Origin of the sequence: Curtobacterium sp. PhB130 (assembly GCF_003755165.1) — a bacterium.
GTDB lineage: Bacteria > Actinomycetota > Actinomycetes > Actinomycetales > Microbacteriaceae > Curtobacterium.
In genome coordinates this window covers 470,240-489,224 of the sequence record NZ_RKII01000007.1, presented here as the reverse complement: position 1 = coordinate 489,224, position 18,985 = coordinate 470,240, and the positions used below count along the sequence as shown (strand labels likewise).

Sequence of the window (18,985 nt, the reverse complement as noted above, 5' to 3'; positions counted from 1 at the left end):
GAGAAAGCGACAGCGCGGACACGATCGCGCGCCGCATCTTGCCGCTCGCTGTCGCTTTCGACGCTGTCTCCTTCGTGGACGACGTCCGCCGTCGTGGGTTGCGAGTAGGTTGCGCCGCAACGACGAGGAGGTCGCCATGTACGCACCCGAGCAACCCGAGGCCGCACCACCCGTGGTCGACCGAGCCGCGTTCGACGACGCACTCGCCGCGCAGGTCCGCGACGAGAAGGAACTCACCCGCCACGGCGACCGCGTCTCGGCGGGGCGACGCCGCCTGCCGATGGTCCGGGTCGACGACTACGCGTTCACCGGACCGGACGGCCCCGTCCGGCTGACCGAGCTGTTCGGCGACCGGTACATGCTGCTCGTGCAGAACGTCATGTACGCCCCGTCGTGGGACGAGGCCTGCCCGGCGTGCACGTGGGGCGTCGACAACCTGCCCGCGGACATGGGGCGGCTCGAGGAGGAGGGGATCGCGTTCGCGATGATCGCGCAGGCCCCGATCGAGAAGCTCGACGCGTGGAAGGCGTCGCACGGCTGGCCGCACACCTGGGTGTCCTCCGGCGGGACGAGCTACCACGACGACTGGGGGTGGACGCAGCCCGAGGGCCCGGTGCCCGGGTACTCGTACTACCTGCTCCGCGACGGTGTCCCCTACCTGACGTACTCGACGACCGCCCGCGGCACCGAGGCGATCAGTCCCGTCGCGCACATCATGGACCGCACGGTGTACGGGCGGCAGCAGGAGTGGGAGGACAGCCCGGCGGGCTGGCCGCAGTTCCCCACGTACGGCTGAGCCGGGTTCGGCGCGTCCGCTCGGCTGTGCGGCGCTCGGCTGCCCGGCGCTCGGCTGCCCGGGCTGCTTGCTACCGCACCAGTGCGGTCCGGCCGAACCGCTCGTCGGTGGCCTCGAGCACGCGGAGGACGTTCCCGCCCGCCAGCGCCTCGAGGTCCGACGCGCCCCACCCCCGGCGCTCCAGTTCCGCGGCGAGCACCGGGTACCGCGACACGTCCCGGACGTCCGGCGGCAGCACCGGCGTGCCGTCGTAGTCCCCGCCGAGGCCGATGTGCTCCGCGCCGGCGACCTCCCGCGCGTGTTCGACGTGGTCGGCGACGTCGGACACCGTGACGAGCGGGCCCTCACCCACCGAGCCCGCTTCCTCCCAGTCCGCCCACGCGCGGGAGACGAACTTCGGCACGAACGTGATCATCACGACGCCGCCGTTCGCCGCGAGGCGCCCGAGCACGTCGTCCGGCACGTTCCTCGGGTGGTCGTTGACCGCGATGGTCGAGGAGTGGCTGAACACGACGGGCTGCGTGGCGACGTCGAGCGTGTCCCGCATGGTCGCGGGCGCGGTGTGGGACAGGTCGACGAGCATGCCGATCCGCTCCATCTCGGCGACGACTGCACGCCCCCGGTCCGTCAGGCCGCCGTGGGCCCGTGCGCCGGTCGCGGAGTCCGCCCACGGGGTGTCGTCGTTGTGCGTCAGGGTCATGTAGCGGACCCCGAGCCGGGCGAAGTCGCGGAGCACCGCGAGGTCGTTCCCGATCGAGTGCCCACCCTCGGCGCCGAGGAGCGAGGCGATGCGGCCGCTCGCGATCGCCGCACGGACCTCGGCGGCGGTGCGGGCGAGCGCGAGGTCGTCCGGGTACCGCTCGATCAGCCGGTGTGCGACGTCGATCTGCTGCAGGGTCGTCCGGACCGGGTCGGGCTCGTCCGCGGGGACGAACACCGACCAGAACTGCCCCACGACGCCCCCGGCGCGGAGCTTCGGGATGTCGGTGTGCAGCGAGCCGTCCTCGGTGTCCACGCCCTCGACCCCGGAGCCGTGCGACTCGCGGCGCTCCCAGGGCAGGTCGTTGTGGCCGTCGATCACCGGGAAGGGAAACGTCATGCCACCGACGCTACCGGTCCGGGCACAATGGCCCCGTGACCGTGTCGTTCCGCCTCGTGACCCACCTCGACGCGCTCCCGGCGGAGGCCTTCGCGCTGTCACTCGACATCGGTGCGCACGAGCGGTCGCTCGCCGCCACCGGGGAGCGTGCCGTCGCCGGCACCGTGTCGGGACCCATCGGCCTCGGCGAGACGGTCACGTTCCGCGCGCGGCACCTCGGGGTGGTCTGGCGGTTGACGAGCAAGATCACCGCGCTGGAGGCTCCGGCCCGCTTCGTCGACGAACAGGTCCGTGGTCCGTTCGCCCACTTCCACCACGAACACCGGTTCGAGCCGTCGGGTCCCGGCACACGGATGGTCGACGACGTCACGTTCCGCGCGCCGCTCGGCCCGCTCGGGCGTTTGGCCGAGGTGCTCGTGCTCGCGCGGTACATGCCCCGCGTGCTCACGGCGCGGAACCGGGTGCTGGCGGCGGAGCTGCGTCGGCCGGGTGCCGCGTAGGAAGTCGAATCGCGCGTAGGCGGTCGATTCGCGCGTAGGTGGTCGAATCGCGCGTAGGCGGTCCGAAGTTCCGACCCCCTACGCGCGATTCGACTTCCCATCACACGCGGTGTGGGAAGGAACGCGCGTGGTGAGTGCCCCGGCGCGGGCCGGCCGGGCCGACGCGGGCCGGCCGGGCCGGCCGGGCCGGCCGGGCCGACGCGGGCCCGGCCGGTTCCGATCGCCGGCGCACAACCAAAAGCACTCCGCACCACGCGATTGCGTGGTGCGGAGTGTTCTTGGTTGGGCGAAGTGCTCGCGCACCGCGCAGCAGCCGCGCGCTCAGGGGGCGGCGAGCTCGCCGAGGGAGTCGTACGCCGCCGCGACCGCGTCGACCCGGGCACGCCCGGCGGGCCCCGACGCCTCGTACACGTCGTTCGCGATCGCCGCGACGACCGCGAACAGCGCCGCCAGCGAGTCGAACGCGGACGGCGAGTCCACCGGGCAGAGGATCGTGGTCGCCGCCGGGGCCGCGATCACCGCAGCGGTCGGGTCACCGATCACGACGACGTCCGCGCCGGATGCCACGCAGTGCCGCACCAGCCGGTCGATCCCGGCCGCGTGCCGCCGCACGGTCACGACGACGACGAGGTCGCGGCGGTCGAGGTCCGCCACTTCTTCCCCGAGGCGCTGTCCCGGCGCGGGTCCCACCCGGACGTCCGGCCGGACCTGCGCGAGTTGCGCCCGGAGCTGCAGGGCGATCGGGTGCGCACCGCGCTCCCCGAAGACGAGCACCCGCCGCGCCCGCATGATGCGGCGCGCGAGCCGGGGCCGCTCGGCACGCGCGAGCGAGGCGAACGCGGCATCGAGGTTCCGCGACTCCACGGCCCGCTGGTCGACGTGGGCAGCGTCCTCCGCAGCCCACGGCAGCCCGGTGCCCCGGGCGGACATGAGTTCTTGACGGACCTCGGCGGCATCCTGGAACCCGAGGGAACGGACGAGCCGCGAGACCGTGGCCTTCGAGGTGCCCGACTCTGCCGCGAGCTGCGCCGAGGTGCCGACGAGCAGGAGTTCCGGGTCGTGCCGGACCATCGCGGCCACGCGCCGCTCGGCGGGCGAGAGCTGCTCCCACACGGAGTCGATGCGCCCGCGGACGTCGGGCTGCACGGCGGTCACGACGCCGCTCCGGACGAGGGGGCCGCAGCGAGGTGCAGGACGGCGGCCGCGAGCGCGTCGAGCCCGAGGGCGATGTCGTCCTCGGAGACGAACTCGTCCGGGTGGTGGCTGATGCCGTCCGGGTTCCGGAGGAACAGCATCGCGACGTCGGTGACGAGCCCGAGCGACATCGCGTCGTGGCCGGCGCGGGAGAACAGTTCGAGGGGCTGCTGCTCCCCCGTGGCGACGATCCCCGCGCGGACGGCGTCCATCAGGCGTGGGGCGCAGAACACCGCCGGGGCACGGTGCACCTCGGTCGGTTCGACGCTGACACCCCGGCGTTCGCCGATCAGCACGAACGCCTTCGTGATCTCGTCCCACACCCGGTCGCGTCCGTCGTCGAACTCACCGCGGAGGTCCACGGAGAACCGTGCGAGGCCGGGGACGACGTTCACGGCACCGGGCTCGACCGTCATCGTGCCGACGGTGCCGACGTGCTGCGACGCCCGGCAGATCCGCTCGACGGCGAGTGCCGCTTCGGCCGCGGCGAGGAGCGCGTCGTGCCGTCGTTCGTACGGGGTGCCGCCGGCGTGCCGGGCTTCGCCGACGGCTTCGACCGTGAAGCGCCGCGCGCTGGCGATGCTCGTCACGACGCCGAGCGCCTGCCCGGCCGCTTCGAGGTACGGGCCTTGCTCGATGTGCGCTTCGAGGTACCCGACGAGCCGGGACGGGTCGACCGCGGCGTCGGCGACGCGTGCGGGGTCGAGCCCGAAGTCGGTGAAGGCCTGACGGAGGGTGATGCCGTCGTCGTCGGTGAGGTCCCACCAGGAGTCGTCCCAGACCCCCGCGACCGCGGAGGACCCGAGGAGCGCCTTGCCGAACCGGGTCCCTTCTTCGTCGGAGAACGCGATCACCTGGATGCCGAACGGAAGCGGACCGCTGGCGGCGAGCCGGGCCACGGTGGCGATGCCCATGAGGACGCCGACGATCCCGTCGTAGCGGCCGGCGTCCACGACGGTGTCGAGGTGCGACCCGATGAGCAGCACCGGCGCGTCTGGGGTGGCTCCGGGGACGCTGCCGTGCAGGTTCCCGGCGTCGTCCTGCCACGTGGCGAGCCCGGCGTCCTGCATCCACCGCGCGACGATCGTGTTCACCCGGGCGTGCTCCGGCGAGAGGTAGACGCGGGTGAGGTGTCCCGGCGTCGCGGACACGGCGGCGAGGTCGTCGCACCAGCCCACGATCGTCGCGGCCTGCTGCCGGGCGAGTGCCGAGGCGGCGAGCGTCGCGGCACTCACGAGCGCACCAGCGGAGCGGCGGCAGCCGCAGCAGACGCGGGGGCTGGGGCAGACGCAGCAGAAGCGGGGGCAGCGCCGGCGTAGACGTCGAGCGCCGCGTCCACGCCACCGCCCTGCGGCACCGCGAACCCGCCGCGCCGCAGCGCCTGCTCGAGCGCGGCGAGCGTCGTCACGACGGCGTCCTTGCGGGCGTTGTAGCCCATGGTCCCGATGCGCCAGACCTTGCCGTGCAGCGGTCCGAACGACGTGCCGATCTCGATGCCGTGGTCTTCGAGCAGGGACCCGCGGACGGCGTCCCCGGAGACGGCGGACGGGATCGTGACGGCGACGACGTTGTGCATCTTGTGCGCGACGTCGCCGAAGACCTGGAGCCCGAGGGCCTGCACCCCGGACAGCATCGCCCGACCGGCGAGTTCGTGCCGCGCGATCACGGCGTCACGCCCTTCGTCGAGCAGGATGCGGGCGCACTCGTTCGCGGCGTAGAGCATCGACGCCGCCTCGGTGTGGTGGTTCAACCGCCGCGGTCCCCAGTAGTCCAGGATCATCGCGAGGTCGAGGTAGTTCGAGCGGATCGGGTGCTCGGACACGTCGTCCCCGGGTTCGCGGATACCGGCCTCGACGCTGCGTCGGCCGTCGAGCACCGAGACGGCCCGCGGGGACAGGGTCAACGGCGCGCTCCCGGACGGGCCGCCGAGGCACTTCTGCAGCCCGGCGCTCACCGCGTCGATCCCCCACGCGTCGGTCTCGAGCGGGTTGCCGCCGATCGTCGCCGTAGCATCCGTGTAGAACAGCACGCCGTGCCGTTCGCAGATCGCCCCGAGCTCGTCGAGCGGCTGGTTCATCGTGGTCGAGGTGTCGCCCTGCACGATCGCGAGCAGCTTCGGCCGGACCCGGACGATCGCGTCTTCGATCACGGAGGTCGGGAACACCTGCCCCCAGGCCGTCTCGATGGTGTGCACGTCGGCTCCGGCACGTCCGGCGATCTCGGCGAGCAGGTGCCCGAACCGGCCGAACACCGGGACGAGCACGCGGTCCCCCGGTGCGAGGAGCGACACGAGCGCCGCTTCGATGCCGGCGCGGGAGGTGCCGTCGACGAGCACGGTCGCGTCGTTCTCGGTGCCGAACACCTGCCGGTACAGCGCCTGCGTCTCGGTCATCGCCCCGGTCATCCAGGGGTCGTACTGTCCGACGAGCGGCGTCGAGAGCGCGCGCAGCACGCGGGGGTCGGCGTTGATCGGGCCGGGGCCCATGAGGAGCCGGGCGGGTGGGTTCACCGGGTGCATTGGTCTCTCCGTTCCGTGATCGAGACTACTGGAACGATCGTTACAGCAGTGTTTCGGCGAGCTCGACGATCGCCCGGTCCGAGCCGGCCGGGCCGACGAGGCAGACCCCGACGGGAGCGCCGTCGACGGTGAGGAGCGGCGCACTCACGGCGGGCAGGCCGCCGACGCCGGCCATGGCCGTCATCCGCAGGGTGGCGGCGCGCGTGCGCAGGACGGCGTCCCCGGATGCGGTCCGCAGCGGGGCCGGTCCCGGAACGGACGGGAGGCACAACACGCCACCGCCGATCGCGTCCCGCACCAGGGTGCGCAGCTCCTCGAGCCGCACGCGCGCCGCACCCTCGGCCGCCGCCGTGATCGTGGCGGCCGTGGCGAAGCGCGCTGCCACGTCGTCGCCGAGGGCCCCGGGATGCTCGGCGATCCAGGGTCCGTCGTTCCGCCAGGCTTCTGCTGCCTGCACGACCCGGAGCGTCTCCGCGAGGTCGTCGAGCGCCGGCAGCTCGATGCGCCGCACGGCCCGTCCGTGGCGCTGCAGCCAGGCGTCGAACGCCGCGCGGGTGTCGGGTTCGACGGCGGCGAGCAGGGCGTCGCTGACCAGGAGTTCCTCGTCGTCGACCGCGGTGCAGCGCCCCGGCAGCGAGATCGCGGCGGCAGCGGCGAGCACCGATGACGAGCGGGCGATCCACCCGACCGTGTCGAACGACTGCGCGAGCGGCAGCACCCCGTCGCGCGGGACGGCGTCGTGCGTCGTCCGGAGCCCCCACAGCCCTTGGTACGACGCCGGCACGCGGAGGCTCCCGGCGGTGTCCGTGCCGAGACCGAGGTCCGCCTCCCCCAGCGCGACGGCAGACGCCGAACCCGAGGTCGATCCGCCCCCGATCCGCATCGGGTCGGCCCCGTTCGGCGGCGACCCGAAGTGGGCGTTCCGGCCGGCGAGCGCGTACGCGAACTCGTCGGTGCGGGCGATCCCGGTGACGACCGCGCCGGCGTCGAGGAGCACCTGCACCGCCGATGCCGACCGGGTCGACACCGGTGCCGAGCGCTCCCAGGTCGGGTTGCCCGCGCCGACGACGTGCCCGGCGACGGCGAACAGGTCCTTGACGGCCACCCGGACCCCGGCGAGGGGACCGTCGGCGGCTCCGTGCACGAGGGGGTCCCCGACGACCCGCCAGATCGACCGGTCGAACGCCGTCGGCCGACCGGTGACGTGGGCCGTGCGGATCCGCCAGCGCCCCTCGGTCCGGCACCAGAGCTGGGTCTGCAGGCCACGACCGCCGCCGACGAACTCGGACTCCCCCACGACGAGCGCGGCGTCCGGGGCGAGCTGGTGGACGTCCACGGCCGTGATCACCCGCCGCGCGACGCCGCCCCGACCACCCCGGAACGCGCTGATCCGGTCGTGCCCGCGGAGGAGTCCGGTGTCGTCGCCGCGGAGCGTCTCCGGGCCGGGCGCGAACAGCGCGTCGAGCGCTGCGGTGTCGTCCGCCATCAGGGCGTCCTCGTAGGCGGTGAACGCCGGCTCGAGGCCGTCCGGCCACACGCCGGTCAGCATCATGCGCCGACCGCCGCGAAGTCGCGCTTGCGCACGGTGGCGTGGGCACCGCACACCAGGTCGACGACCTGCGAGATCCGGAAGTCGGTCGCCGCGCTGAGGTACGCGTACGCGATGTGCTCGTCGACACCCCACCGCGCCCGGAGCAGTGCGATCGCGGCACGCACGCAGCGGCGGACTGCTTCGTCGAGGTCCTCGTGCATGCCGGTCGGGACGAGGTACTCGGTCGTCTCCGCGATCGGGCCGACGAGCGCGCCGAATCGTCGGAGCGCTTCGGTTCTGGGAACGAGGTCCAGGCGCAGGGTCAGGCGGAGCGAGGCTTCCATGGCCGTGAGTGCCACCTCTCCGTCGCCCTGCGCGAAGTGCGGGTCGCCGACGTACACGCCGGCGCCCGGGACGAACACGGGCAGGTGCAGCGTGGCGCCGGCGGTGAGCAGGGCGATGTCGACGTTCCCGCCGTGCGGCCCCGGCGGCACCGAGTGCGCCCGCACGTCGGAGTCGGGTGTGACCCCGACGATCCCTGGGAAGGGGGCGAGCGGGAACGTGATCGTCCGGGGTCCGCCCTCGACGACGGGGAGCCGGCCGTGGTCGACCCCGTCACGCGAGACGACGTCGGCGAACACCGACACCGGTTCCTCGGCACGGGGCAGCTCGCCGGGCAGGGCGCCACGACCGTGCCGGTTCGAGATGACCCCGTACGGCACCCGCGGCTCGGCCCGGAGGATCGTGACCGAGACCACGTCCCCGGGCTCCGCACCCGTGACCGCGATCGGCCGGGACACCACGTGTGGGCCGTCGGCGGGGTCACGGGTGAGCGTCCGCGCGATGTCGACGGCGTCGGTGAGCACCTCCGAGGCGGCGACACCGTGCCGGCCGAAGTACCCGACCGGGTCCGATCCCTGGTCGGCGAGGATGCCCTCGTGCGAGACGGTGTCGATCGTCACGACGGTCCCCGGCGCGACGGACAGCACCGGCGCGTCCGTCCGGGACGGCAGCCGTCCCCACAGCACGTCGTCGGGCGTGGACCCCAGGAACTCACCCACGTGGCACCAGCGCTCCGGCGATCACCGAGACGGACGTGACGCCGTCGGTGGTGGTCGTGATCCGCTCCCCGCGCAACCAGGTCTCGGTGACGCGCCCCAGTGCATCCAGCCCGGCGAACGCGGAGACCGCGTTCCGGTGCGCGAGCCCGGCCGCCTCGATGACCGCGGTGGCGGCGGGGTCGAACACGGCGAGGTGGGCGAGGGCTCCGGGGGCGATCCGGCCGCGGTCGGTGAAGCCGGCGAGCGACGCCGGGCCGGTCGTGAACCAGGGCAGGACGCGCTCGAGCGGGATGCTGCGTCGTGACGCTTCGGTCCAGACGGCGCGGAAGCCGACCTGGAGGCCGGCGATCCCGCCCCATGCGAGCCCCCAGTCGTCGACCTTGAGGTCGGCGGTGGACGGGGAGTGGTCCGAGACGACCATGTCGATCGTGCCGTCGAGCAGGCCCTGCCAGAGCGCGTCGCGGTTGGCGTCGTCACGGATGGGCGGGCAGCACTTGAACTCGGTGGCGCCGTCCGGGATCGTGGCGGCGTCGAACGCGAGGTAGTGCGGGCAGGTCTCGACCGTGATCCGCACGCCGTCGTCCTTCGCGGCGCGGATCATCCCCAGGGCGCCCGCGTCGGAGAGGTGCAGGACGTGCACGCGCGCGCCGGTCGCCCGCGCTCCGTCGATGACCTGCGCGATCGCCGACCGCTCGGCGCGGGCCGGCCGGGTCGCCAGGAAGTCCGCGTAGTGAGCGCCGAGCTCGTCGTGGTCGACCAGGTGCTCCGGGTCTTCCGCGTGCACGATGAGGAGTGCATCGATCGCGGCGACCTCTTCGATCGTGCCCTGCAGCTGCGCGGCGTCGAGGTGCGGGAACTCGTCGACGCCGGACGGTGCGGTGAAGCACTTGAACCCGAAGACGCCGCGGTCGTGCAGGGCGTCGAGCGACCCGAGGACCTCGGGGACCGCACCGCCCCAGAAGCCGACGTCGACGGCGACCCGTCCCTCCGCGCTCGCCTGCTTGACGGCCAGCGCCCCGGGCGTCGTCGTCGCGGGGATCGAGTTGAGCGGCATGTCGATGATCGTGGTCACGCCGCCGAGCGCCGCGGCCCGGGTGGCGGAGGCGAAGCCCTCCCACTCGGTGCGACCCGGCTCGTTGACGTGCACGTGCGTGTCGACGAGCCCGGGGAGCAGCACGTGGCCGTCCGGGACGACCTGCACGTCCGGGTCGGGGACGGTCGCGTCGAGCGGCAAGATCTCAGCGACCCGCCCGTCCCGCACCACGACGGTGGCCGGCCGGAACGCCCCGTCGATCCACGCGCGCCCGGCGCGGAAGACGGTCATGCGTCCACCCGCGCGGCGCGCTCGAACGGGGCCAGCAACCCGGACATCGCCTTGGACGGCGGGGCCGCGTACTCGCCGCGCTTGCCCGTCGTGAGTCCCAGCCGCACCAGGGACTCCGCGAGCACCGTCGCGGCGGCGACCCCGTCGACGACCGGCGCACCGATCGCCCGCGAGACCTCGGCACAGAAGTCCGCCATCCCCGCGCACCCGAGCACCACGGCGTCGGCGCCACCGGCGACGACGGCACGGCACTCCGCGGTGACGAGGTCGCGCGCGCCGGACGCGGGGTCGTCGAGTTCGAGCACCGGGACCTCGCACGCACGGATCTCGGTGACGAGCGGGGCGAAGCCGTAGCGCTCCGCGAGCTCGTGCGCCCGGCCCGTCGTGCGGGCGAGCGTGGTGACGACCCCGAACCGGCGACCGAGCATCGCCGCAGCGTGGAACCCGGCTTCCGCGATCCCGATGACCGGGCCGCGCGCGAGTTCCCGAGCGGCGTCGAGCCCCGGATCGCCGAAGCACGCGACGACGTAGGCGTCCACGCCGTCCTGCTCCCCCAGGGCGATCTGCTCGAGGAGCCCCGGGACCGCCAGGGCTTCTTCGTAGTGGCTCTCGATCGAGGCGGGCCCCATCGTCGGGTTCACCGCTTCGACTACGGTGCCGACGCCGGCGACCGCCGATGCGGCGGCGCCGATCGACCGGGTCATCGAGGCGGTGGTGTTGGGGTTGACGACGCGGATGCGCATCGGGGTCCTTCCGGTGGAGCGGTGGAACAGGTGGTCGTGACCATCGTTGCGGGGCCGAGCCGAGCCTCCAGGGCGGAGTGCCCGGACTGTGGACGGACGGACGCCGCGACCCGTCTGTGGAGGACGGGTCGCGGCGTCGGCACTCAGGCGCGACCGATGGCGGCGCCGTCGTCGACGGTCGGGTCGTCGGCGTCGAGGACCGGCATGCTCGGGCGGACCCGCTCGAGGCCCCAGAACACCAGGAGTCCGAGGCCGCAGCCGATGAACCAGCTGTAGTTGCTGAGGCCGGGCAGGATGCCGAGGGCCGGCGGCAGCACCGCACTCGCCACGGAGACCAGCCCGGTCCCGACCAGCGTCCACACCGCGTTCGGGTTGAACCCACGGCGGTACCAGTACCGGGCGCCGGTGTTCTTCGTGTACATGTCGTCGACCGCGACGCGCTGCTTCGCGACCAGGTAGTAGCCGGCGATGAGGATCCCGAACAGCGGTCCGATCAGCGCACCGAGGATGCCGAGCGTGTAGAGGATCGCCTGGTCGTTGCCGTACCAGTTCCAGGGGGTGAGGAGCACGGAACCGACGGCGGCGATCATGCCGCCCATCCGCCAGCTGATCTTCCGCGGGGCGACGTTGGAGAAGTCGAACGCTGGGCTGATGAAGTTCGCGACGATGTTGATGCCGACGGTCGCCGTGACGAAGGTCAGGCCGCCGAGCAGGATCGCGAACGGTGCGTCGATCGCCTGCATCGTCTGGATCGGGTCGGTGATGAGCTTGCCGAAGACCGGCACCGTGGCGCTCGCGCAGAGGACGGTGAGGATCGAGAAGAACAGGAAGTTGACCGGCAGACCCCACATGTTGCCGCGCTTGACCGCCTGGAACGACTTGCCGTAGCGCGAGAAGTCACCGAAGTTCAGCATCGGGCCGGAGAAGTAGCTGACCACGATGGCGACCGCGGACAGCATCACCGGGATGCTCGCGCCGAACGACAGGGGCTTGCCGGCGGAGAGGTTGAACGAGATGTTCCCGATGCCGGCCTTGCTCACCAGGTAGATCGCCAGCGCGATCATCACGACGTAGACGGCGGGACCGGCCCAGTCGATGAACTTCTTGATCGCCTCCATCCCCATCGAGAAGAGGGCGGCCTGCGCCACCCACAGGATCGCGTAGGAGATCCACCCGAGTGCGGACAGCCCGAGGAACGAGTGGTCCAGCAGGCCGGCCGAGGCGGGGATGAACTTGAGGAAGATGATGTTGAGCGACTGCGCGGCGAGGAACGTCTGCACGCCGTACCAGGCCATCGCGATGAGGCCGCGGATGATCGCGGGGACGTTCGCGCCGAGGACGCCGAACACCGCCCGGTTGATCACCGGGTACGGGACCCCGGTGCGCTGCGACGGCTTCGCGACGAGGTTCGCGAACACCTGCACGATGAGGATGCCGACGACCAGCGCGATGAGCACCTGCCAGCTCGCGATGCCGAGGGCGAAGAGCGACCCGGCGGTCACGTACCCACCGACCGAGTGCACGTCGGACATCCAGAACGCGAAGATGTTGTAGCTCGTCCAGGACTGCTTGCGGAGCGGGGCGAGGTCCTCGTTGGTGAGGGCCGGGTCGTACCCGGGCTTGATGACGCCGGCGCCCGCGGGGGCGTCCGGCGTGACGGGGGCGTGGGGCGCTGCGACGGGTGTCGCGATCTCTGTAGCCATGGCGTCCTCCGATGGGAGTGGGAAGCGGGGCGGTGCTTGCTTGTCGAGAAAGCTACGGACCCCGTTCGCCCCGGCCGTTTCCCCCTTGTAACGACCGTGTGTCAGGCCACCCACCCTGAAACGCTCGTTCCAGGGTGGGCCAGCGAGTCAGGGCTGCACGTGCTCCAGGTCTGCCAGCAGGCTCGGGTGCACCGGCTCCCATCCGAGCGTCCGGCGCGTGATCTCGCTCGACGACGGCTGGTCGGTGGCGAAGATCGGGGCGAACGCGCCGAACGTCTCGTCCGCGACGCGCTCGACCGGCAGGCCGAGGCGCCGTCCGATCACCGCGGCGATGTCCCGGACGCGGTCCCCCTCGTCCGCCACGGCGTGCCAGGCCGTCCCCGCCGGCGCGCCCTCGAGCGCGAGCCGGAACAGGACCGCGGCGTCGCGGGCGTGCACCGCCGGCCACCGCTGCTCGCCGTCGCCCGGGTACCCCGCGACCCCGCTCTGCCTGGCGGTCTCGGTGAGGATCCCCGCGAAGCCACCGGCACCGTCGGCGTGCACGGTGCGCGGCAGCCGGATCGCCGACGTCCGGACGCCGCGAGCGGCCAGTGCGAGCGCGGCGCCGACGGAACGGGCACGCCCGGCCACCGGGCCCTCCAGCGGCAGTGGATCCGTCTCGACCGACCGACGTCCGGTGATCCAGGGCGTGCCGGACACGACGACGAACGGACGGTCGGTGCCGACGAGCTCCCCGCCGAGTGCGGCCATCGCCGCGGACTCCTCCTCGATCGCGCGGGTCAGGGCCTCCGGGGAGCTGAAGTCGTTCGAGAACGCCAGGCTGACGACACCGTCGGCGTCGCGGGCGCCGGCCCGCAGCACGTCGAGGTCCGTGATCGCGCCGGGGACGGGCGTCGCGCCCGCCGCGGCGAGCGCCGCTGCCGCGCGGTCGGAGCGGGCGAGCGCCGAGACGCTGTGGCCCGCCGTGATGAGCTCGGCGACGACCGCCGTGCCGATGGTGCCGGTGCCGCCGGTGACGAAGACGTGCATGGGGACTCCTCAAGTGATGGGACTGTTGTGCCATCACCATACGCCCGTGATGGCACTCTTGTCCCATCGCTTAGGATGGGCCCATGGCACGATGGGAACCCGGTGCACGTGAGCGGCTCGTCCTGGCCGCCGTCGACCTGTTCTCCGAACAGGGCTACGACGAGACGACGGTCACCCAGATCGCCGAACGCGCCGGGGTCACCAAGAGCACCTTCTTCCGGCACTTCCCCGACAAGCGCGAACTCCTCGTCGCCGGCCAGGAGACCCTCAGCCGCCTCCTCGCCGAGGGCATCGCCGACGCACCCGCTGGCAGCAGCCCGCTCGACGCCGTCGCCGCCGGGCTCGACCGCGCCTCCGGCGAGATGGGCCCGATGAACCGGGAACTCGGACCACGACTGAAGGCCGCCGTGGCCGCCAGCGCCGAGCTGCAGGAACGTGACGCCCTGAAGAGCGTCGGGATGGCCGCCGCCATGACGACGGCACTCGTCGCCCGCGGTGTCGCCGAGGCCCCCGCACGACTCGCCAGCGAGATCGGCGTCCTGGCCTTCAAGCAGGGCTTCGACCGGTGGTCGGGCACCGCGCGGAACGACGACGACGGGCTCGCACGGCACACGCTCGCGGCGCTCGCCGAGCTGCGCGCCGCCACCGCGGCCCTGGGCTGACCCCGTGACGGACGGGAGGCCCGGTGCCAGCTGGCACCGGGCCTCCCGTCCGTCACGTGGTGACGATCACATCACCAGCAGGCGCGTGAACTGCGCTGCCGACACCTGCTGCGCAGGGCCACCGGCCGCGGGCACCCGCCAGAGCCCGGCAGTCGGGGCCTGGTCGATGTCGATGTACACGTCACCGGACTCGGTCGCCGCACCGATGTTCGCACCACGGGAACCCGCCGTGATCCCGGAGACCGGCACGGTCTTCGAGGACCCGGTCGAGCCGAGGACGAGCATGTTCGGGATGCTCCGGTCGATCGCGCAGCCGCCGGGGGTGCCGTACTCCGCCGGGCTCGTGCACCACTCGGCGGACTGCAGGAGCGAGAACGTCCCGGAGTTCGTCGCGGCGTACTCGAAGGCGATGTGCGTGCCGATGTGCTGCTGCACCGTCGCACCGGGCTTCAGGAGGTACCAGCCCCAGTAGCCGGCACCGCCGGGCGAGCGCTCGTTGAGGTACAGGTTCCCGTGGCCGTCGACGACGACCGCCGTCGCGTAGCCGAGCGTGTCGTTGCCGCCCGCGTAGGTGAGTGTGCGGGAGGTCGTCGTCCCGGACGGGGACGCCGTGTTCACGACGAGCGAGTCGCCGTTGCCGGCCTGGGTCGCGACGGTTCCGTCCCGTCCGACGCCCCAGGCGCGCTGGATCGAGGCACTCGGGGCGCCGAACCCGAGCAGCGTCTTCGGAGCACCACCAGTGACGGGCAGCTTCACGATCGAGCCGGACACCGAGTCGACCCAGTAGAGGTTCCCGGGGACGTCCGAGCGGAGGTCAGCGGTCAGGTGCAGGCCCGTCGCGACGGTCTTCGCCGCGCCGCCGCCCGCCGGGTACATCACGATGGACGTGAGGTCCGCAGACGGCACGAACACGTCACCCCGGTCGTCAGCGGTGAAGCCGGCGCCCTTCGCCGCGATCGTCGTCGGAGCGCCCGTGCCGCTCACCGGGAAGCGCACCACGGCACCGGCCGCGTTCAGTGCGAAGAGGGACTGCACGGTCGGGTCGGTCGTGGCGCCGGTCGCGGTGTGCTTCACCGTGACCGCCGGGCCGAGGCCCTTCGCACCGACCGCGCGCACCGCGAACGAATACGTCGTCCGAGCCGTGAGGGCGCCGAAGTGGTCCGTCCGCGCCGACGCCTTGAGCTTGTCGACACCGTGGGTAGGCTGGTTCTCGGCCGGCGAGATCGTCACGCGCCAGCCGGTGATCTTCGGGCCGGTGCGCGGTGCGCTCCAGCTGACGTCGGCATCGCCGCCGACGCCCGTGACCTTGACGGCGGTCGGAGCGCCGGGCGTCGCGGCCGCTGGTGCGGCCTGCGCGGGCAGTGCTCCTCCCACGATGAGCGCGACCGCTGCGACAGCGGTCAGTGCGGCTCTGTACATGTCGGACCCCTTCTCGTGCCTCGGCTCCCTGTGCCGGGGCTGCGCACATGCTGACACCGGGTGGTGTCCCGCCGGAACGCGTTGTCCGGAACGTGCGGCATCGCGCAACCGCACGATCCGGGGGCGGGGTGGGGTCGTCCCGCGCTCGGTCGTTTCGCGCGTAGGGGGTCGTCCCGCGCTCGGTCGTTTCGCGCGTAGGGAGTCGTTTCGCGCGTAGGAGGTCGAAAGTTCCGACCCCCTACGCGCGATTCCACTTTCCATCGCGGGCAGTGTGGGAAGGATCGCGCGTGGTCGCCGAGGCGCATCGGCACCCGCTGCACCCGGCCTGGAGGCTCGGCGCACGCCCGCAACGCGCCCGCCGGTCCGGCAGGCGGCCCGGCAGGCGGTCCGGGTCAGGGCCGCGCGACGTACGTCCGCGTCGCCACGCCCGTGATCACGTGGGGAAACTCCTCGCCGGTGGGGACGAACCCGCCGGCCTCGTACAGCCGCACCGCGCGGTGGTTGTCCGCCAGGACGTGCAGTGCGACGGCGGGGTGCCCCTCCGCTCGTGCTGCGTCCTGTGCACCCGTGAGCAGGGCACGACCGAGCCCGCGCGCCTCGAGCCCCGGACGCACGGCGAGCAGCGACAGGTACGCAGCATCGACGGGGTCCGTCGGCCGCCCGGTCCCCGGCGCCGTGACGAGCGCGAACCCGTCCACGACACCGTCCGGCCCCGCGGCCACCAGGCACGCCACCCGGGGCGCGGCGAACTTCTCCTGCGCCCGGGCCCGCGTCGCCGGGTGCTCCGGGATCCCGTCACGCGCAGCGACCGCGGCAGCCCACAGGTCGATGCAAGCGGGGACCTCGTCCGGGGCGGCGGCACGCACGACCACGGACGACTCGATCACCCGATCAGCCTACGACCGCGTCGCTGCCGATCCGGTACCCGGCTCCGCGGTGCTCCGCGGGCAGCCGGTCCCCGCGTCCGTGCAGCTTGTGCCGGAGCGACCCCGCCTCGTACGCCTCCGGGTACACGCCCCGAGCGCGGAGCTCCGGGACCACGAACTCGATGACGTCCTCCCACGTGCCCGGCGTCACGGCGTACGCCAGGTTGAACCCGTCCACGTCCGTCTGCTCCTGGATCTCCTGCAGCTGTGAGGCGATCGTCGCTCCCCCACCCACCGCGACCGGCCCGAGCCCGCCGATCGCCGTGTGCCGCGCGAGGTCCCGGATCGTCCAGGCGCTCCCGTCCTCCCCCGTCGCTGCCGAGATGTTCGCCGCCGCCGACTGGATCGCGTTCGACTCGACGTCCCCGAGCGGCTCGTCGAGGTCCCACTGCGACAGGTCGACGCCCATCCACCCGGAGTTGAGCACGAGCGCGCCGAGCTCCGACGCATAGGAGAGGTAGTCCTCGTACTTCGCCTGCGCCAGCTCGTCCGTCGCATCCGTGATGATCGTGAGCAGCGTGTAGATCTTCGCCGCGTACCGGTCCCGCCCGGCCGCCTCGAGTGCATCGCGGATCTTCGTCACCGTCGAAGCGAGCTGCGGCAGCGTCGGCGCACCGACGAAGATCGCCTCCGCGTTCTCCGCGGCGAAGGCGATCCCCCGCGGCGACGCCCCCGCCTGGTAGATCACCGGCGTGCGCTGCACCGACGGCTCGGAGAGGTGGATCCCCGGCACGTCGAAGTGCTTGCCGTGGTGCTCGATCGGGTGCACCTTCGCCGGGTCAGTGAAGACGCCGTTCTCCTTGTCGAGCACGACGGCGTCGTCCTCCCACGAGCCCTCCCACAGCTTGTAGAGGACCTCGAGGTACTCGTCGGCGACGTCGTACCGGTCGTCGTGGCTCAGCTGGTCCGTCTGCCCCATGTTCCGTGCCGCGCTCGGCAGGTACCCCGTCACCACGTTCCATCCGACGCGGCCCTTCGTGAGGTGGTCGAGCGTGGACACCCGCCGCGCGAACGGGTACGGGTGCTCGTAGGCCGTGCCCGCCGTGATCCCGAACCCGAGGTGCTCCGTCACCGACGCCATTGCCGACACGAGCAGGATCGGGTCGTTCACCGGGACCTGCGACCCCGTGCGCAGGGCGGCTTCGTTCGAGTCCCCGTACACGTCGTACGTGCCGAGGACGTCCGCGATGAAGATGCCGTCGAACGCCCCGCCCTCGAGCGTCTTCGCGAGGTCGGTCCAGTACGTCAGGTCGCGGTAGTTGCGGGAGCGGTCCCTCGGGTGCCGCCACAGGCCCGAGGACTGGTGCGCCACGCAGTTCATGTCGAACGCGTTGAAGCGGATCTGCCGCGGGGTCGTCGGGGTCGGGTTCGTCGAGTCCGTCACGGTCGCGACGCTACGGATGGTTGCTCCGCGGGTCACGCAAGGTGACGAACCGTGACGAGACGGATCCGGACGGCCGCACTGCTACCGCCGGTAGTCCCGGTTCTCGTCGGGCTGGTCGAGCGGGAGCTGTCGCGGCCACTGGCGACCGTCGGTCCCTGCGCCGACGCCGGTGATCGCCCGGACAACAGCGATGAGCACAGTGGTCGCCCACCCGTGCCGCTTCGGGTTCGTGAACCCGTCGTCACCGAACGGGCGATCGCGATCAGGTCCGGACACTTCGCCTCCGAGCAGCAGTTGATGGTGCACAGACTACGTGCGGGCGGCGGATCAGCAACGAGGTCGAGACGGGAGGATCCTCGGACCAGACACGGCCGCCGTCACCGTCGATGACGAATGTCAGAAGTTCAATATCTCTTGTATCAGCGTATGCATGCCGACATCCTTGTCATGGGCTGGGCCGCACAGCGCGGCCAGCACGACGGTTCCGACGAAGGAGATGCAATGTTCGACGCACCACGGCGAGTGGCCGCCGCCACGTTCGCAACGGGGATCATGACTGCGGCTCTCGGTTTGGGGGCACCTGCGGTCGCCACGACGGCCACCTTGGCGAGTGACGCCAACCACGTCACCACTGTCGGAGACACGATCGTTTCGTCCAGGACCGAGATCACCACTGAGGCTCAGCTCAGTGCGCTCGAGCAGAGCGAAACGCCGAAGGTCATCACGATCGACCCATCGACGAACACTGTCGTGTCTGTGGTCGAGCAGACGGATGCCGCAGCGCCGACGGCAGTCACCAACGGATGCGCGTCGGGTGCGCTGTGCTGGCAGGCAGCGAAGGTCCCGTACGCGAACTTCGGCTTTTCCGGTGTCGGGAACCACAACGGCGGATGGGAGTGGCGAAGCACGATGAAGTCGAACAACTGGGGTGGGCAGCTCACCTATACGGTCAACAACAGCGGAGCATCCTCGAGCACGCCGGTCTTCGGCCACAACTCGGAGATCAAGTTCACCAAGCCGACGGTGAACAACATCAAGGGCTTGAAGGTGGCTGTCCGGAAGTAACAGGGAGGATCCTCGGATCAGACACGGTCGC

The 18,985-nt window shown here is 72.2% G+C and carries 18 protein-coding genes; 4 read left to right on the top strand and 14 right to left on the bottom strand.

All coding sequences use genetic code 11. The features are described from left to right. Positions 1-136 precede the first annotated feature (136 nt). Positions 137-796 carry a DUF899 family protein gene (locus EDF24_RS08105; RefSeq protein WP_123702616.1) on the top strand — a complete coding sequence of 220 codons (660 nt, stop codon included), beginning with the start codon at positions 137-139 and terminating at the stop codon, positions 794-796. A gap of 70 nt (positions 797-866) precedes the next feature. On the opposite strand, the gene EDF24_RS08100 is transcribed toward EDF24_RS08105, so the two are convergent. Beyond that, entirely contained in the window at positions 867-1,895 is a 1,029-nt protein-coding gene (locus EDF24_RS08100) for a dipeptidase (protein ID WP_123702139.1), read from the bottom strand. Positions 1,896-1,930: 35 nt separating this feature from the next. Between EDF24_RS08100 and EDF24_RS08095 the strand changes: the two genes are divergently transcribed. Beyond that, the gene (locus EDF24_RS08095) at positions 1,931-2,395 is read left to right on the top strand and encodes an SRPBCC family protein (RefSeq protein ID WP_123702137.1); all 465 of its coding nucleotides are present in this window, start codon (positions 1,931-1,933) and stop codon (positions 2,393-2,395) included. 321 nt (positions 2,396-2,716) lie between these two features. Here the strand turns inward: EDF24_RS08095 and EDF24_RS08090 are convergent, their stop codons facing one another. The 9 genes from EDF24_RS08090 to EDF24_RS08050 all read right to left on the bottom strand — a co-directional run bounded on the left by EDF24_RS08090 (position 2,717) and on the right by EDF24_RS08050 (position 13,498). Then, positions 2,717-3,550: a MurR/RpiR family transcriptional regulator gene (locus EDF24_RS08090; protein WP_123655595.1), complete on the bottom strand. Its 834-nt coding sequence runs from the start codon at positions 3,548-3,550 to the stop codon at positions 2,717-2,719. Next, positions 3,547-4,824: an allantoate amidohydrolase gene (locus EDF24_RS08085; protein WP_123702135.1), complete on the bottom strand. Its 1,278-nt coding sequence runs from the start codon at positions 4,822-4,824 to the stop codon at positions 3,547-3,549. The genes EDF24_RS08090 and EDF24_RS08085 overlap by 4 nt, the downstream gene beginning before the upstream one ends. Beyond that, positions 4,821-6,107, bottom strand: coding sequence for an alanine--glyoxylate aminotransferase family protein (locus EDF24_RS08080; protein WP_123702133.1), 1,287 nt, complete (start codon positions 6,105-6,107; stop codon positions 4,821-4,823). The genes EDF24_RS08085 and EDF24_RS08080 overlap by 4 nt, the downstream gene beginning before the upstream one ends. A 40-nt stretch (positions 6,108-6,147) precedes the next feature. Next, positions 6,148-7,659, bottom strand: a complete 1,512-nt coding sequence (locus tag EDF24_RS08075) for an AtzH-like domain-containing protein (RefSeq protein ID WP_260233387.1) — start codon at positions 7,657-7,659, stop codon at positions 6,148-6,150. Further along, on the bottom strand, positions 7,656-8,699 hold the full coding sequence (locus EDF24_RS08070; protein WP_123702131.1) for an acetamidase/formamidase family protein: 1,044 nt from the start codon (positions 8,697-8,699) through the stop codon (positions 7,656-7,658). Before EDF24_RS08070 ends, EDF24_RS08075 begins: the two co-directional genes overlap by 4 nt. Then, positions 8,692-10,023 carry an allantoinase AllB gene (gene allB / locus EDF24_RS08065; protein ID WP_123702129.1) on the bottom strand — a complete coding sequence of 444 codons (1,332 nt, stop codon included), beginning with the start codon at positions 10,021-10,023 and terminating at the stop codon, positions 8,692-8,694. Before allB ends, EDF24_RS08070 begins: the two co-directional genes overlap by 8 nt. Continuing rightward, a complete protein-coding gene (locus EDF24_RS08060; protein ID WP_123702127.1) occupies positions 10,020-10,766 on the bottom strand; it encodes an aspartate/glutamate racemase family protein in 747 nt (248 codons plus the stop codon). Before EDF24_RS08060 ends, allB begins: the two co-directional genes overlap by 4 nt. 143 nt (positions 10,767-10,909) lie before the next feature. Further along, positions 10,910-12,469, bottom strand: coding sequence for an NCS1 family nucleobase:cation symporter-1 (locus EDF24_RS08055; RefSeq protein ID WP_123702125.1), 1,560 nt, complete (start codon positions 12,467-12,469; stop codon positions 10,910-10,912). Positions 12,470-12,616: 147 nt separating this feature from the next. Next, positions 12,617-13,498 carry an NAD-dependent epimerase/dehydratase family protein gene (locus EDF24_RS08050; RefSeq protein WP_123702123.1) on the bottom strand — a complete coding sequence of 294 codons (882 nt, stop codon included), beginning with the start codon at positions 13,496-13,498 and terminating at the stop codon, positions 12,617-12,619. Positions 13,499-13,581: 83 nt separating this feature from the next. Here EDF24_RS08050 and EDF24_RS08045 point away from each other — a divergent pair, with 83 nt between their 5' ends. Then, positions 13,582-14,160, top strand: a complete 579-nt coding sequence (locus EDF24_RS08045) for a TetR/AcrR family transcriptional regulator (RefSeq protein ID WP_123702121.1) — start codon at positions 13,582-13,584, stop codon at positions 14,158-14,160. Between the two features lie 66 nt (positions 14,161-14,226). Here EDF24_RS08045 and EDF24_RS08040 read toward each other — a convergent pair whose 3' ends face one another. From EDF24_RS08040 to EDF24_RS08025, 4 genes are all read right to left on the bottom strand, one after another. Continuing rightward, positions 14,227-15,579: a fibronectin type III domain-containing protein gene (locus EDF24_RS08040; RefSeq protein WP_165931391.1), complete on the bottom strand. Its 1,353-nt coding sequence runs from the start codon at positions 15,577-15,579 to the stop codon at positions 14,227-14,229. Between the two features lie 392 nt (positions 15,580-15,971). Further along, a complete protein-coding gene (locus EDF24_RS08035) occupies positions 15,972-16,466 on the bottom strand; it encodes a GNAT family N-acetyltransferase (protein WP_123702117.1) in 495 nt (164 codons plus the stop codon). Between the two features lie 4 nt (positions 16,467-16,470). Beyond that, entirely contained in the window at positions 16,471-17,889 is a 1,419-nt protein-coding gene (locus EDF24_RS08030) for an LLM class flavin-dependent oxidoreductase (protein ID WP_260233386.1), read from the bottom strand. Positions 17,890-17,970: 81 nt separating this feature from the next. Beyond that, positions 17,971-18,165: a hypothetical protein gene (locus EDF24_RS08025; protein WP_123702115.1), complete on the bottom strand. Its 195-nt coding sequence runs from the start codon at positions 18,163-18,165 to the stop codon at positions 17,971-17,973. Positions 18,166-18,315: 150 nt separating this feature from the next. Between EDF24_RS08025 and EDF24_RS08020 the strand changes: the two genes are divergently transcribed. Further along, complete coding sequence (locus tag EDF24_RS08020) at positions 18,316-18,954, top strand: hypothetical protein (protein WP_132047972.1); 639 nt, start codon at positions 18,316-18,318, stop codon at positions 18,952-18,954. The last annotated feature ends 31 nt before the right edge of the window (positions 18,955-18,985 follow it).